Genomic DNA, 15,541 nt, shown 5'->3' with positions numbered 1-15,541 from the left:
TTAATATTATAAGAGGACTGCAAATGTTTAACGTCAAACTGAAATTCAACTGTATATCAGAAATTGTAGGAAATGTAGATATAGGATTGTTGGTGCTTACCGATGAAGATGAGAAGCGCCAACTAACCATTACATGCGACAATTTCATGGTACATGAATTCAGTATAAGAACTATTAAATCAGACATTACAAAAAATAGATTGCCTGAAGCAATAGGACAAGTACTGAAAACAGGATGTATGGATATTGAAGTCCACATATACGATATTATTGACGGAGAATACCAAGCTACGATATTCGACAAAATTAAACAAATATCAACAAACATAAGAGTAAGCGACGCCATACTGCTAGCCACAACATGCGACATCCCTATTTACATTGATGACGAACTGATGAAAGCACAAAGTGTGAAATACGTTAAAGGACAGAATAGAATGTCTTTACCAGTAAACGCGCTAACAGACGAAATGCTAAAGACATCTCTTGATAATGCTATTAAGGAAGAAAATTACGAAATGGCACAATATCTTAGCGAAGAAATAAAGAGGAGGAAACAAAACTAATGAAAGAAGTTAGATATTTCTATGTAACAGATGCCAAAAACAACAATGAGTTACCACAGGAAGAGGCGACACACGCATTGAGAGTGTTGCGCTTGAAAAGTGGTGACGAAATGTTTATTATGGATGGAACAGGAAACTTCTATCATGCAGAAGTATCTTTAGCTACAAACAAGAAGTGCTTATATGAAATAAAAGAAACCTTACCACAGAATAAGACTTGGAAAGGACACATTCATTTAGCTATAGCACCGACAAAGAATATGGATCGCATAGAATGGATGACTGAAAAAGCAACAGAAATTGGATTTGATGAACTTACATTTCTAAACTGCACATTTTCAGAACGAAAAGTATTACGCACTGAAAGAATAGAGAAGATAGTTGTTTCTGCTGTAAAGCAAAGCCGAAAGCCATGGAAGCCAATTGTCAACGAAATGATATCTTTCAAGGATTTCATCTCTAATCCGCGTAAAGGAAGAAAATTCATAGCACATTGCTATCAAGAAATAGAGAAAAACGATTTATTCGATATTATAAATAGTGATAAAGAGAACGAAAGTATAACCGTATTAGTTGGTCCTGAAGGTGACTTTTCTATTGAAGAGGTCAGACTTGCCATCGAAAACGGATACGAAAGTATTTCTTTGGGACAAAGCAGACTTCGCACTGAAACAGCCGGGCTCATGGCTGTAACAATGTCACAATTATCATTAAGATTATGAAGAAAATAGTATACCTTATATCATGTCTTATGGTGCTTATATTTGCATCATGTTCAGACAATAGTTATCTTAACGCCATTCCTAACGAGAGTACAGCCCTCATATCTATGGATCCAGTAAAAATGAGCGGGGTAAACAATATGGCTGTATTGAAAACCCTACTCCACTTGAGTAATATCGACAAGAGCGGTATTGATGCAAGCAATAAAATTTATCTTTTTGAATCACCTGATGGTAACTTAGGCGTTTGCGCAAAGGTTAACAGCGAGGATAACTTGACTGAAACTTTCAATAAACTGGCAGCAAAAGGATCCTGTCCAAAGCCAAAAGAGCGCAGAGGATTCCATTTCACTGTACTCAAAGACGCATGGATTGCTGGTTGGAGTGATGCTTCAATACTGATTATGGGACCTGTAACTCCAGATGCACAACCACAACTTCAGCAACAGATGGCTAAATATCTGAAACAGGGCGAGGAAGATGGCATCACAGCAAGCAAAATGTATGAGAAATTAGATTCCATAGATTCACCAATGGCTATGGTAGCACAAGCACAAGCTCTACCAGATCAATTTATCGCACCATTCACTCTTGGCGCACCAAAAGGCGCAGATGCATCACAAGTGATGATTGCAGCAGAAATGAGTGTAAAGAAAGGCATAATGCACATTAATGGAGAAACATTCTCTTTCAACAAGACCATAGACAAATCTCTTAAAGATGCAACAAAGATATACAGACCTATAAAAGGCAAATATATAAATTCTATGCCTAAGACCGCAATGCTTGGTATGTTCCTTAACGTAAATGGAACTAAGTTTCTTCCACTTATGCAGAGCAACAAAGGCATTCAACAATTGCTTATGGGCGTAAACGCAGCTATCGACATGAACAATATTATACGCAGTGTTGACGGAGAAATGGCAATCATTACTCCGACTTATGGTTCAGACAATATATCTATGAGTATGACGGCACAACTAGCCAACAGCAACTGGATTAATGATATTGGTTATTGGAAAGAAAGTTGCCCTGCTGGTGGAAAGATCCTTGACTGGCAGAAAAATGCATGGTATTACACAGATAAGAAGACTACATTTTATTTTGGAGTTAGCAAAGACATGCAGTTCTTCAGCGGAAGCAGTAAAGAGGAAGCAGCACAGTCGATAATAGCTTCAAATGATCAACTTGGTGACAATGTGAAGGAGATAATAAAAGGTCAGAAACTAGTAATGGTGATTAATATGAACGCCATGAAAGGAGACAAGGCTGGAGCTGTAACAAGTATGCTGAAACCTATCTTCGGAAACTTAGAAACAATAGTTTATACTTTAAAATAAAGAAATTGGAAACGATTAAATTCAGTTACGTTATCCCTCAAGTGTTTGCTCAAAGAGTAAATGAACTAGATTCGGATATTTGGAACACGGATGCTACTTTTGAAAAAGGACATCTCTATCTTGTAGAAGCTGATTCAGGAAAAGGAAAAAGTACCTTTTGCAGCTATGTTGTTGGCTACCGACACGACTACAGTGGAAGTGTAACGTTCGACAATGATAACACCAAAGAATACCAAGTAAAGGAATGGGTAGACATGCGCCAGCATCATATCAGTCACCTATTTCAGGAATTGAGACTATTCCCAGAACTTACAGCTTTTGAAAATGTGGAAATTAAAAACAAGCTCACTGGCTTCAAAAGTAGAGATCAGATAGTTAAATGGTTTGACATGCTTGGTATCGCTGATAAGTTGGACGCCAAAATAGGAAGAATGTCATTCGGTCAACAGCAACGAGTTGCGCTAATACGCTCATTGGTACAACCTTTTGATTTTATCTTCGCCGATGAACCAATAAGTCACCTTGACGATACAAACTCTGCTATAATGGCTGAAATCATGATGACAGAAGCTAAAGCACAAGGTGCTGGTGTCATTGTTACCTCTATAGGTAAACACATGGATTTGGATTACGAAAAAACATTTAAACTGTAATAGGGCACTTTGCATGTCTTTATAATTTTATCTTTAAGATGAATTTAGTTTGGAAATTATTACGTCAGCATATTAGTGTACCACAGTTCGCAGGATTTTTCTTTGCGAACTTGTTTGGTATGTTAATCGTCTTGCTTGGATTTCAGTTCTACCATGATGTAGTGCCAATTTTCACAGCGGAAGACAGTTTCATGAAAAGTGATTTCATGATAGTAAACAAAAAGATAGGAACTGCCAGTTCTATCAGTGGAAGATCAAACACATTCTCAAATACAGAAATTGATGAAATGGGTGAACAGGCATTCTCTGATAAAATAGGCAAATTCACCAGTACTGAATATAAGGTAGATGCAAATATGAGCGTCAATGGAGTGCCTGTATTGGACAATGGTGAAATTAGTTTTGAAAGTGTTCCTGACAATTTTGTGGAAGTAAAACAACTTAGTGACTGGAAATACACACCAGGATCTAAAGTTGTGCCGATAATACTTCCACGTATATATCTAACAATGTATAATTTTGGTTTCGCACAAAGTCATTCATTGCCTAAAATCAGTGACGGATTAATAGGTATGATTGATTTCCAAGTATTCGTACATGGAAACAAGAAGCAAGCACAATTCAAAGGTAAGGTGATTGGATTCTCAAGTCGACTAAGTTCTATCCTTGTTCCACAAGCATTTATGGACTGGAGTAATAATGAATATGCTCCTGGTCAGCAGACTGAACCTACAAGACTTATCATGTCGTTGAAGAATCCTGGCGATCAGAACTTCACAAAATACCTTGACAAGAAAGGATATGAAATAGAAAACGACAAACTGAATGCAGAAAAGACAACATACTTCCTGAAGATGATGGTGACAATGGTCATGGTTGTTGGTCTTATCATCTCTGTCCTCAGTTTCTATATCCTCATGCTAAGTATATACCTACTAGTACAGAAGAATTCAAGCAAACTAGAAAACTTGCTTCTCATTGGATATAGTCCAGGGCACGTTGCACGTCCATACCAATTATTGACAATATCACTCAACATAGCTGTATTAATTATGGCATGGATAATTCTGTTCTTCGTGAGAAACTATTACATGGGAATTATTGAAACACTATTCCCTGACATGGAAGATGGCAGTATGCTGTCGACTTTTGTTGTTGGAATATCACTTCTTGTACTTGTAAGTATTTGCAATCTGATTGCAATAAGAAATAAAATTGCAAGTATTTGGAAGAGAAAAGAGTAAAATCGTAACATTTTGAGCATAAACCGTGTCATTTCCGTGACACGGTTTATTTATTGCATATTCAAACAAACTTTTAACTGTTTTGTAACACAACTTTGGAAATTTTTAACTAAATTTGCAGCGTTGAATTATTAACTGGGTTTATACCCCCTCAAATTATTAATTAAATTTCAGTTAAAAGTCATGCAAAAGAAATTGCATTTTTTATTAGCGCTGATGTTGTTCTTTACAACATCCATTATGGCGCAGGTAACAACTTCAAGTATTAATGGTAAGGTTGTGGTAGGTAACGAAAATGTTATTGGCGCAACTGTAACAGCAGTACACGTTCCATCAGGAACAACATATAATGCTGTTACAAACGTTGATGGTCGTTACACTATTCAGGGTATGCGTGTTGGTGGTCCTTACAAAGTGACTATCAGTTACATTGGCTACAAAGATGATACACGCACAAACATTAGTCTTGCACTTGGTGAGCCTACAGTAATTAACGCCAATCTTAAAGAGGACGCAAAAACTCTTGGCGAAATTGTAGTAACAGGACGTGCAGGTCGCGGTGGTAATGGTGCTTCGTCAAACTTCTCACAGCAGATGATTGAAAACACTCCTACAGTAAACCGTAACGTTTATGACGTTGCTAAATTGTCACCACTTGTTAATACAAATAAATTCGGTGGTATCTCTATCGCAGGAACAAACAACCGTTACAACTCATTCCAGATTGATGGTATGGTTAGTAACGATGTATTCGGATTGACTTCTACTGGTACAAACGGTGGTCAGACAGGTGCTAACCCAATTTCAATGGACGCTATTGAGCAGATTCAGATCGCTGTATCTCCTTTTGATGTTCGTCAGAGTGGTTTCACTGGTGGTGCTATCAATGCTATTACAAAGTCTGGTACCAACAAGTTCACAGGAACTGCATTTGGATACTATACTGATGAAAATATGTATGGCCGTTACAGTCAGGCATACAACAGAACACAGAAATTAACTAATGAGTCAACACAGACTTATGGAGCTACGTTCGGTGGTCCTATCATCAAAGACAAATTGTTCTTTTTCTCATCTGTTGAATACAAGAAAAACACTTATCCTTCTACTTATTATGCTGGTGCAGACGGATATTTCATGGATGCAAAAACAGCTCAACAGCTTGTAGATATATACAAGAAAGCTACTGGTATTGAAGAAACATACAATCAACGCGATATTGCTAAAGAAGGAACATCTTTATTAGGTCGTTTAGATTGGAATATAAACAATAACAACCATTTCACTTTCCGTTATCAAGGAAACTTCTCTTATGCTGACCAATTCAGTAACGGACAGACATCGTTCTCTTTCAATAATTCTAGCTATAGAATGAAAGACAACACAAACTCTTTTGTTGCAGAGTTAACATCACATCTTGGAGATAAGTATTATAACGAACTCCGTGCAGGTTTAACAATGGTTCGTGATCACCGTGCAATTCCATACGCAGGTCCGACATTATACTTCAGTGGTGATGGTTATAATGTTAATATGGGTACAGAGTTTTCTTCAGGTGTAAACTCTCTTAATCAGGATATTTGGACATTAGAAGATAACTTCTCAATCTATTCAGGTAATCATACAATTACTTTGGGTACACACAATGAAGTTTACAATATGAAGAATGGTTTCTATCAGGCTGCATTTGGTGAATTCTCTTATAACTATAATCAGTTGAGTTCATTCCTCGCTGACCAGTCAATAGCTCCAAACTCAGGTTATGTAATGAAATATTCAGACCCAACACTTACTGGTACTACAGAATGGAAGACTCCATTTAAAGCAGGAATGTTCGGTTTTTACATTCAGGACAAATGGGATATGTCTACTGCATTCCAGTTGACATACGGTATGCGTATTGATTTCCCATTATACTTCAACAGTATTACTTACAACCCTACATTCAACGCAACAGACAACTGGGCCGCAAACTCAGGAGCAGTTGTTGGTCGTCGTCCAGCTTCAATGGTTATGGCTTCACCACGCGTCGGTTTCCGTTGGAACATGAACGAGCAGCACACATCATTACTTCGTGGTGGTGTTGGTATCTTTAACGGTCGTGCACCTTTCGTATGGCTTGAGAATGCTTGGGCTGGCACAGGTATGGAAATGAAAGGACTTAATATTCGCATTCCAAAAACAGGTCCATACACAGGTCCTGTATTTAGTGCAGATGGTTCTAAGACACCAGACCAAATTCGTGCACAATATGGAACATTAGGCGGTGTAAACCCTGATATTGTAACTGTAGATCACAAGTTTCGTTATCCACAAACATTCAGAACAAACTTGGCATGGGAACAGCAGTTGCCTTTCGGTGTAAAAATGACATTGGAAGCTTTATATTCTCGCGCACTTAACGCAGTATGGTTTAGCAATGTTGCTTTAAGCAATAACGGTAAGATTTATGCCGTTCCTGGAGTAGAAGCTTCAGCTACAACATACTATAACAGTAACCAGAGTGATACTTATACTCTTAACGGAACTACTGGTACTTATAATGCCAACTCTGTTATTAACTTGAGCAATATCAACCAAGGTCATAGCTACAGCTTCAGTGCTAAGTTTGAAAAGAGTTTCGATTTCGGTCTTGACTTGATGGCAAGTTATACTTTCGGTCACTCATATTCTGTAAACGATGGTACATCTTCAGTTGCAACGTCTAACTGGAAATACTACTATTGCGTAGACCCAAACAAACCAGTATTAGCTTACTCAATGTTTGATATGCCTCATCGCTTAATGGTCCAGGCATCTTATAACTCTAAAACTTATGGTAATGGTCGTTGGCAGACACATGTTACCCTTACATACAATGGTAACAGTGGTCAGCGTTACAGCTTAACAATGAACGATAATCCTAGCGCATCTTTCAATGGAGAATTTGCAAAGGGTAACACATTGCTTTATATCCCGACAAAGACAGAATTGGCAGCAATGAACTTCGTTGATAATGTTGACAGCAAAACTAAAAAGGTCATCATGACAGCAGAACAAAGCCGTCAAGCATTTGAAAACTGGATTGAGGGTGACAAATATGCAAAGGATCACCGTGGTCAGTATGCAGATCGTAACTCAAACCTCGCACCTTGGGAGAATCACTTCGATCTTCACTTCACACAAGATTTCTTCTATCTAAAGGAGAAGGGGAGCAAGGTTAGTTTGGTATTTGATATCCTAAATGTTGGTAACCTTCTTAACAAGCATTGGGGTGAGTTCTATACAAGTACATACAACACACCAATCATAACAGTTTATAACGTAGACACAAAGACTAAGACACCATCATTTGTTTATGGCGCAACATCAACCTATGTAAGCGATTATGATAGCCGTTGGCACATGCAAGTTGGTTTGCGTGTAACATTCTAATCTAGAAATAGAACTTAGATAATATATAAAAAAAGGTAATCTCTTTCTGAGGTTACCTTTTTTTTATTACCTTTGCCGAGAATGTTAATAAGCTGAAAGCAGGTTAAACTATCAGCCATAAACCAAAACAATTATGATAATTGATTTTAAAGACATTGAAGAAGCCAAGATAATGGGCTTTAAAGGAGGTCAAGGTGAACTTGACACTCGTAACTACGTTGATGAGAAGGTAAAGATTATGAAGAGTGTTCTTAAACCGGGAGCATCAACGGGTCTTCACACTCACGAGGGAAATTGCGAAATAGTATATATACTTAAAGGTAGCGTGACATTCCATTATGATGGAAATGTTGAGACTGCTAAAGAAGGTCAGGTGCATTATTGTCCAATGAACCATAACCATTACATGGAAAATACTACTAGCGAAGACGTAGAATATCTAGCTATTGTTCCTGAGCACCATTAATGATATAAATGGAAAAGACTAAAACAGCCTTTATACAATTGCATCTAAGTGTGATGCTTGCTGGATTTACAGGTCTATTCGGTAAATTAATAACACTCAATGAAGTAGACATTGTATGGTATCGTATGTTCTTCACATCACTAATACTAATTGTGTTTACTGGGCTTCCAAAGATTAGTCTAAAGAAACTAGCACAACTTGCTATGTGCGGAGCATTACTAGGAATTCATTGGATGATGTTTTATGGAAGCATTAAAGCATCAAATGTGTCTATTGGTGTTATATGCTATTCATTAGTTGGTGTATTCACAGCCATATTCGAACCAGCAATACTTAAAAAAAGATTTTCATGGACCGAGATAGCGTTTTCGCTTATTACTGTATTAGGACTGTTATGCGTATTCTCGTTTGATTCCAGATATAGATATGGAATACTGATTGGTGTGGGAAGTGCTGCAATCAGTTCTATATATTCTATTTTCAACAAGAAATATAGTAAAGGTATTAAAAGCAGAACGGTATTATTTTATGAAATGTCTGCAGGATTGATTATTGTAACAGCAATCATACCAATATATACAACGATATTCAATATTCATCAAGATATACAGGTGATACCTAGTGGGAGCAATTTATGGTGGATGCTTTGCCATGCTTTATTCTGCACTGTAGGATTATATCTACTGCAAATTCAGGCACTGCGTTCATTAAGCGCATTCACAGTAAACCTTACATACAATCTTGAACCCTGCTACACCGTACTTATGGCATTCATATTCTTCGGTGAAGCAAAATATGTAAACCTTTCATTTTATATTGGCATTATACTGATATTAACAAGCGTTCTACTCCAAACGAGAAGAGCTGTAATACAAAATAAAGTAAATCAATTAAAATTATGAGTATTGTAATTGGAATTGACGTAGGCATAAGTACTACAAAGATAGTTGGAATTAATGAGGAAGGAGTGGTCATAAATCCTTTTCGCATTAAAGCTACAGACCCTATAACCTCATTGTACGGAGCATTTGGCAAATACCTACATGACAACAATATAAAATTGCAAGATGTTGAGAAAGTGATGCTTACTGGTGTCGGTTCTGCATATTTTGATGAAAATATATATGGTTTGTCTACTGGCAAAGCAGAAGAGTTCATCGCTGACGGCCTTGGAGCAAGATATGAAAGCAAACTAGACAGAATGATTGTTATCAGTATGGGAACAGGAACAAGCCTTGTAAAATGTGATGGCGAAGACATTCGACATATCGGTGGTATCGGTATCGGTGGTGGAACCTTACAAGGACTGAGCCGCATAATGCTTCAAACTGATGATATAATGCAAGTTGCTACATTAGCAATGGAAGGTGATATCTCTAAAATAAATCTTCTTATAGGTGACATCAGCGCAAAACCATTACCTGGCTTACCAATGACAGCGACTGCGAGTTTGTTTAGTAACGCTAAGGCAAATGCAAGTCGCGAGGATATTGCCATAGGATTAATATATATGGTATTGCAAGCCGTAGGTTCTAGTAGTATATTAAGCAGCCAAGGAAGCGGAATTAAGGATTTTGTGATTATTGGAAACCTAACACTACTCCCACAGTGTAGAGAAGTCTACCCTTCAATGGAAAAACTATATGGTGTACACTTCAGAATACCAAAATACAGCGAATTTTGTACCGCTATTGGTGCCGCATTGTCTTATACACAGAAACGATAAAATATGAACCGGAGAACTTTCATTATACTTTTAACATTCTTATCAACCGCCCTACTCTCCTTTGCTCAACCAAAAAGAGAAGTAAGGGCTGTTTGGCTTACAACTATAGGCGGACTAGACTGGCCCCACAGCTACTCACAGCATAGCCTATCAATGGAAAGACAGAAACAAGAACTGACAAATATACTTGACAAGCTCCAAAAAGCAGGAATTAATACAGTACTCTTACAAACACGTGTAAGAGGTACAATGATTTATCCTTCTGAATACGAACCATGGGATGGTTGCCTCAGCGGATTCCCAGGAAAGAGTCCGGGGTATGACGCACTTGAATTTGCAATTAGTGAATGTCACAAGAGGGGCATGGAGCTACATGCTTGGGTTGTAACAATTCCTGTTGGCAAATGGAATTCTTTAGGATGCAAAAGATTACGACAAAGATTTCCCGGATTAATATGCAAGATTGCTGATGAAGGGTACATGAATCCAGAAATGCCAGAAACAGCCAATTACCTTGCAACATTATGCAAAGAGATCACTGAAAAATATGATATAGATGGTATCAATCTTGACTATATAAGATATCCTGAAACATGGAAAATTAAGGTTAGCGGAAATCAAGGAAGACAATATATCACTAGAATCGTAGAGGCTATCAGTAATGAAGTAAAAAGTATTAAGCCTTGGGTGAAAATGAGTTGCTCACCTATCGGAAAAGCTGATGATCTTACAAGATACTGGAGTCATGGTTGGAATGCCTACTCAACAGTGTTACAAGATGCACAGGGTTGGCTAAAAAACGGACTCATGGACGAACTGTTTCCTATGATGTATTTCAAAGAAAACAATTTCTATCCTTTCGCTATTGACTGGAAAGAACTATCTAACAATAAAATTATATGTCCAGGGCTTGGGATATACTTCATGTCACCAAGTGAAAAAGATTGGAGTCTTGATGACATAACGCGCGAAATGGAAATAACACGCAAATATGGCATGGGGCATGCTTATTTCAGGAGTAAATTTTTTACTGATGATACAAAGGGTATATACGATTTCGCTACAAACGAATTCGACACATCACCAGCCCTAGTACCTGCTATGACTTGGATAGACAGCATTGCACCAAAGGCACCAACCGGCTTAACTAAAAGTGACGGAGTATTGCGTTGGGATAAGGAAAAAGACATTACATACAACATATATAGCAGCAGGACATGGCCTGTAGATACAAGCAAGCCAGAGAATCTAATGCTTACAAGGCAAGAAACTAACATTATCACTATCCCAGCAAATGACGACAGATACTATGCTGTTGCTGCAATGGATCGATATGGCAATGAAAGTGAAGCCGTACAAAGTGTATCAAAAGTTTGCAATACATCAAGCCTTATCTCTAATGATGGAGGGAAAGCAATATTACCGACATGGTGTAAAGAGTGTGACGGGATGATTATTGCTACCGGATTAGACGGCAACGGAATAAAAATGTTACATGCAAAATCCAATGTCGTTGATATCACAAGCCTAAAAGATGGAATGTACATGATAAGAATCATAAACAAAGAAGGCATAAGCCACAGAATAGGATTTATCAAAATAAAAAGATTTTAGGCAAAATATTTGGAAGATACAATAAAAGAAATTATCTTTGCAGTACAAAGGAGAAAGATATTCGGGGTTGTATCGGTTTGATCGGGATACTCATCAAATAATATCGAAAACCGAGAAAGTTTCTCATCTTAATGGCGGGCCGCATAAACTTCATCGAAGGTAAGTCTTTTGACCAGCGGATTACAAAAACTGGGAGCTCTCAAATCTTGAAATGCTCGGAGTTTCATCACATCATCGAGCAACCCCTTTTTTCCCTTTTTATCAAACCAATATCTTATTTTATGTTTAGTGGAATTGTAGAAGAAATGGCTACAGTAGTAGCTATTAAGAGAGACAAAGAAAATATAGACCTAACAATGAAGTGCTCATTTACGAATGAGTTAAAAATAGACCAAAGCATATCTCATAATGGTGTATGCCTGACTGTTGTACACATTGAAGGCGATACATATACTGTGACAGCAATGAAAGAGACTCTTGATAGGTCAAACCTGAGGTTGCTGAAAATAGGTAACCATGTGAACGTAGAACGGTCTATGATAATGAACGGTAGGCTTGACGGACACATAGTGCAAGGACATGTCGACGAAACCGCAAAATGTATTAATATCAAAGATGCCGACGGAAGTACATATTTCACTTTTGAATACAAACAGGACAAAGAAATGGCTAAGAAAGGCTATTTTACAGTAGATAAAGGTTCTGTTACAGTTAACGGAGTATCATTAACAGTCTGTGAACCTACAGAAAATACATTCACAGTTGCAATAATACCTTATACAAGAGCAAATACAAATTTTTGCGATATTAGGTTAGAGAGTTGTGTAAATATAGAATTTGATATACTAGGTAAGTATATAGCCAGATTGCAGTCTATTTAATAACTGCAATCTTTTTTATTGCCAACATTTTAAAAGTTTTGTTAATTATTGCACCAACAAATAAACTTTTTATCATCTTTTTGCATCTAAAACTATAGATTTGCATGAATAATAACATAATTAAATACAAAGTGAATAAAATTGTAATAGGAATCCTACTATGCACAGGATTTGTTCTTTTTCCAATGTGCACTTCTGCTAGAAGTTGGACATTAAAGGATTGTATTGAATATGCAATAACAAACAATATAACAATACAGAAAAAGAGTCTGGCAAAACTAAGTGCCCGTGAAGATATTAAGCTGAGTCAGGCAGAACTGTTACCGTCTTTATCACTTAGTACATCACAAAACATAACATACAATCCGTGGCCTCAAACTGGTAGTTTTGTAGTTGCAGGAGACAAAGTACAAACAAGTGTTGACAAAACGTATTACAATGGAAGCTATGGCGTTAACGCGAATTGGACAGTGTGGAATGGTAACAGAAACCGCAATCAGGTAAAACTGAATAAAGTTGCTGAACAACAATCTGAATTAGATTCTGCAGTTACTGCGAATAGTCTAATGGAACAAATAGCCCAATTATACGTTCAGATATTATATTCCAACGAAGCTGTAAATGTAAATCAGGAAACTCTTACAACAAGTAAGAAAAACGAGGAAAGAGGAATTATGATGATGAAGGTTGGCAAGATGAGTAAAGCTGATCTAGCCCAACTAACAGCACAAAGAGCAAAGGATGAATATGCCATAATAGAATCAGAAAGTAATCTGAAAAATTATAAACGACAATTAAAACAACTATTACAGATTACTAGTGAAGAAGACTTTGACATAACAATGCCAGAGACAACAGATGAGATGGCTTTAGAAAATATCCCTACTATAAATGACGTATATAATCTGGCGTTAAACAGACCTGAGATCAAAGGGGCTCAACTTGGTATACAAGGCAGTGATATTAGTATGAAAATTGCTAAAGCCCAAAAGCTACCTACAGTAAGCATGAATGCAGGTTTTAACACTAACACCACATCAATGAACACTAATGCTTGGGATAAGCAGATTAAAAACAACTTTACATTGGGAGGTGGATTCACTGTCAGCGTGCCAATATATGACAACAGACAAGCCAAGACTGCTATAAACAAAGCAAGAATACAACGTGAGAATTATATGCTTGACTTAAAAGACAAGCAAACAAGCCTATACTCGACGATAGAAAACTATTGGTTACAGGCTAATAATAATCAAAGTTTATTTAAGAGTGCCAAGATTACTACGCAAAGTTCAAAAGAAAGCTACGAACTATTAAGTGAACAATTCAATCTAGGTCTAAAAAACATCATTGAGTTGATGACAGGAAAAGACAACCTGTTAAGAGCACAACAAAATGAACTTCAAAGCAAATATCTAACAATATTAAACATTGACATGTTGAAATTCTATAAGAATGGAGATATAAAATAATAATATACATTACATAACGAGAAAATAACATAACAACCCAAACAAATTTGTATGATGCTAAATTGTATTTTAATTGAAAATGACACCAGTACGGCTGAAAAGATGAGCGAGTATCTGAGAAATATACCATTTCTTAGTCTTACGGCTAGTTGTACTAATGCCATAGAGGCAATGAAGGTCATTAGAAATTCGCACATAGACATAGCTTTTATTAACATCCGATTACCGGAAATGAGTGGTGTGGAATTTGCGAAGATGCTTCCAGAAACATTAAAAGTGATATTCCTTGTTGACAACAAATCACATGCCATTGAAGGCTATCAAGTCAACGCAGTTGATTGTCTAATGAATCCGGCAAACTTTGAAGATATATTGAAGGCTGCCGCTAAAGCTAAGACTTATTTCTCTGAAACAGAGAAAAGACCTGATTTAAAGAGTAACAGTTTTATCTTTATAAAAAGTGATTACAAAGTCATAAAGGTAAATCTATCAAATATTTTATTTATTGAGGGTGTAAAGGACTATGTAAAATTCTATGTTGACAACGGTAAACAACCAATTATGTCGCTCATGAACATGAAAGAACTTGAAAAAGCTATTACTGGTGAGGATTTTATGAGAATACACCGTTCATACATAGCCAACCTTTCAAAGATAGACATGATTGAACGAATGCATCTTGTATATGGAGATTTGAATATCCCAATATCAGAATCTTACAAGGAGAATGTCCTTAAATATGTAGCAAAGCATAGCATATAGTATTACTTTTTATAATGAAAGTATTTCGGACGGTTTCTCAACGAATACACTAGCTCCGTGTTCGATGAGAAACCGTTTGCTTCTAAATCCCCACAAGACACTAATACATGGCATTCCACAATTTTTTGCTGTCATAACATCAACATCACTATCACCAATGTAAACAGCATTATTTTTATCAACATTCAACTGCTTTAATGCTTCAAAAACAGTATCTGGCGCAGGTTTCTTCCTTATAGTTTCACGTTCACCAATTGCGACTGTTACATACTCTCCAAAGAAATGGCGAACTAGTTCTTGAGTTGCAGCATAAAATTTATTGCTGACTACGGCAATATTGCAACCATTTTTTTTCAGTTCTCCTAACATATTCATGATACCACTATACGGTGAAGTATGATCAAGACTGTGAATAAGATAATGCTGGCGAAAATCAGCATACGTCTTTTCGAAAAGTTCATTATTATCTCCATCAGGAATAGCACGTTCCATCAATTTTCGTACTCCATTACCAACAAACATCCTGACTTCATCAATCGTTCGTTCAGGCATATTATTCATACAAAGTGCATAATTACAACTTGCTGCAATATCCGTTAAGGAATCAAGCAACGTTCCATCTAAATCAAAAATATAAGACTTATATTTCATACCCTAAAAATAATACCGATCATAATAACA

14 protein-coding genes are annotated in these 15,541 nt (G+C 36.8%); 13 read left to right on the top strand and 1 reads right to left on the bottom strand.

Going from position 1 to position 15,541, the window contains the following annotated elements; all coding sequences use genetic code 11:
• Positions 1-23: 23 nt before the first annotated feature.
• The 13 genes from B045_RS0108845 (at position 24) to B045_RS0108780 (ending at position 14,860) form a co-directional block, all read left to right on the top strand.
• Entirely contained in the window at positions 24-566 is a 543-nt protein-coding gene (locus B045_RS0108845) for a bifunctional nuclease domain-containing protein (protein ID WP_018463911.1), read from the top strand.
• A complete protein-coding gene (locus B045_RS0108840; RefSeq protein WP_018463910.1) occupies positions 566-1,288 on the top strand; it encodes a 16S rRNA (uracil(1498)-N(3))-methyltransferase in 723 nt (240 codons plus the stop codon). The genes B045_RS0108845 and B045_RS0108840 overlap by 1 nt, the downstream gene beginning before the upstream one ends.
• On the top strand, positions 1,285-2,628 hold the full coding sequence (locus tag B045_RS0108835; protein ID WP_018463909.1) for a DUF4836 family protein: 1,344 nt from the start codon (positions 1,285-1,287) through the stop codon (positions 2,626-2,628). The genes B045_RS0108840 and B045_RS0108835 overlap by 4 nt, the downstream gene beginning before the upstream one ends.
• 5 nt (positions 2,629-2,633) lie before the next feature.
• Positions 2,634-3,281: an ATP-binding cassette domain-containing protein gene (locus tag B045_RS0108830; RefSeq protein ID WP_018463908.1), complete on the top strand. Its 648-nt coding sequence runs from the start codon at positions 2,634-2,636 to the stop codon at positions 3,279-3,281.
• A gap of 38 nt (positions 3,282-3,319) precedes the next feature.
• Positions 3,320-4,525 (top strand): hypothetical protein, encoded by a 1,206-nt coding sequence (locus tag B045_RS0108825; protein ID WP_018463907.1) that lies wholly within the window; start codon positions 3,320-3,322, stop codon positions 4,523-4,525.
• A gap of 183 nt (positions 4,526-4,708) precedes the next feature.
• Positions 4,709-7,939, top strand: a complete 3,231-nt coding sequence (locus tag B045_RS0108820) for a TonB-dependent receptor (RefSeq protein WP_025883422.1) — start codon at positions 4,709-4,711, stop codon at positions 7,937-7,939.
• Positions 7,940-8,072: 133 nt separating this feature from the next.
• The gene (locus tag B045_RS0108815) at positions 8,073-8,405 is read left to right on the top strand and encodes a cupin domain-containing protein (RefSeq protein ID WP_018463905.1); all 333 of its coding nucleotides are present in this window, start codon (positions 8,073-8,075) and stop codon (positions 8,403-8,405) included.
• A gap of 8 nt (positions 8,406-8,413) precedes the next feature.
• The gene (locus tag B045_RS0108810) at positions 8,414-9,307 is read left to right on the top strand and encodes a DMT family transporter (protein WP_025883420.1); all 894 of its coding nucleotides are present in this window, start codon (positions 8,414-8,416) and stop codon (positions 9,305-9,307) included.
• Entirely contained in the window at positions 9,304-10,131 is an 828-nt protein-coding gene (gene coaW, locus B045_RS0108805; protein ID WP_018463903.1) for a type II pantothenate kinase, read from the top strand. Before B045_RS0108810 ends, coaW begins: the two co-directional genes overlap by 4 nt.
• 3 nt (positions 10,132-10,134) lie before the next feature.
• The gene (locus tag B045_RS0108800) at positions 10,135-11,745 is read left to right on the top strand and encodes a glycoside hydrolase family 10 protein (protein ID WP_025883417.1); all 1,611 of its coding nucleotides are present in this window, start codon (positions 10,135-10,137) and stop codon (positions 11,743-11,745) included.
• A gap of 281 nt (positions 11,746-12,026) precedes the next feature.
• Entirely contained in the window at positions 12,027-12,626 is a 600-nt protein-coding gene (locus B045_RS0108795) for a riboflavin synthase (protein ID WP_018463901.1), read from the top strand.
• A gap of 185 nt (positions 12,627-12,811) precedes the next feature.
• On the top strand, positions 12,812-14,098 hold the full coding sequence (locus tag B045_RS0108785; RefSeq protein ID WP_044067713.1) for a TolC family protein: 1,287 nt from the start codon (positions 12,812-12,814) through the stop codon (positions 14,096-14,098).
• A gap of 51 nt (positions 14,099-14,149) precedes the next feature.
• On the top strand, positions 14,150-14,860 hold the full coding sequence (locus tag B045_RS0108780) for a LytR/AlgR family response regulator transcription factor (RefSeq protein ID WP_025883413.1): 711 nt from the start codon (positions 14,150-14,152) through the stop codon (positions 14,858-14,860).
• Between the two features lie 9 nt (positions 14,861-14,869).
• On the opposite strand, the gene B045_RS0108775 is transcribed toward B045_RS0108780, so the two are convergent.
• A complete protein-coding gene (locus tag B045_RS0108775; protein ID WP_025883411.1) occupies positions 14,870-15,511 on the bottom strand; it encodes an HAD family hydrolase in 642 nt (213 codons plus the stop codon).
• Positions 15,512-15,541: the final 30 nt, after the last annotated feature.

The organism is Segatella paludivivens DSM 17968 = JCM 13650 (assembly GCF_000373185.1).
In the GTDB taxonomy this organism is placed as follows: Bacteria; Bacteroidota; Bacteroidia; order Bacteroidales; family Bacteroidaceae; genus Prevotella; species Prevotella paludivivens.
This window is presented reverse-complemented; position numbering and strand designations above follow the sequence as displayed.

Coding starts and splice junctions, on each gene's coding strand:
- B045_RS0108810 (WP_025883420.1), top strand. CDS start 8,414: ATGGAAAAGACTAAAACAGCCTTTATACAATTGCATCTAAGTGTGATG.
- B045_RS0108835 (WP_018463909.1), top strand. CDS start 1,285: ATGAAGAAAATAGTATACCTTATATCATGTCTTATGGTGCTTATATTT.
- B045_RS0108845 (WP_018463911.1), top strand. CDS start 24: ATGTTTAACGTCAAACTGAAATTCAACTGTATATCAGAAATTGTAGGA.
- B045_RS0108785 (WP_044067713.1), top strand. CDS start 12,812: ATGTGCACTTCTGCTAGAAGTTGGACATTAAAGGATTGTATTGAATAT.
- B045_RS0108815 (WP_018463905.1), top strand. CDS start 8,073: ATGATAATTGATTTTAAAGACATTGAAGAAGCCAAGATAATGGGCTTT.
- B045_RS0108795 (WP_018463901.1), top strand. CDS start 12,027: ATGTTTAGTGGAATTGTAGAAGAAATGGCTACAGTAGTAGCTATTAAG.
- B045_RS0108820 (WP_025883422.1), top strand. CDS start 4,709: ATGCAAAAGAAATTGCATTTTTTATTAGCGCTGATGTTGTTCTTTACA.
- B045_RS0108825 (WP_018463907.1), top strand. CDS start 3,320: ATGAATTTAGTTTGGAAATTATTACGTCAGCATATTAGTGTACCACAG.
- B045_RS0108775 (WP_025883411.1), bottom strand. CDS start 15,511: ATGAAATATAAGTCTTATATTTTTGATTTAGATGGAACGTTGCTTGAT.
- B045_RS0108800 (WP_025883417.1), top strand. CDS start 10,135: ATGAACCGGAGAACTTTCATTATACTTTTAACATTCTTATCAACCGCC.
- B045_RS0108840 (WP_018463910.1), top strand. CDS start 566: ATGAAAGAAGTTAGATATTTCTATGTAACAGATGCCAAAAACAACAAT.
- coaW (WP_018463903.1), top strand. CDS start 9,304: ATGAGTATTGTAATTGGAATTGACGTAGGCATAAGTACTACAAAGATA.
- B045_RS0108780 (WP_025883413.1), top strand. CDS start 14,150: ATGATGCTAAATTGTATTTTAATTGAAAATGACACCAGTACGGCTGAA.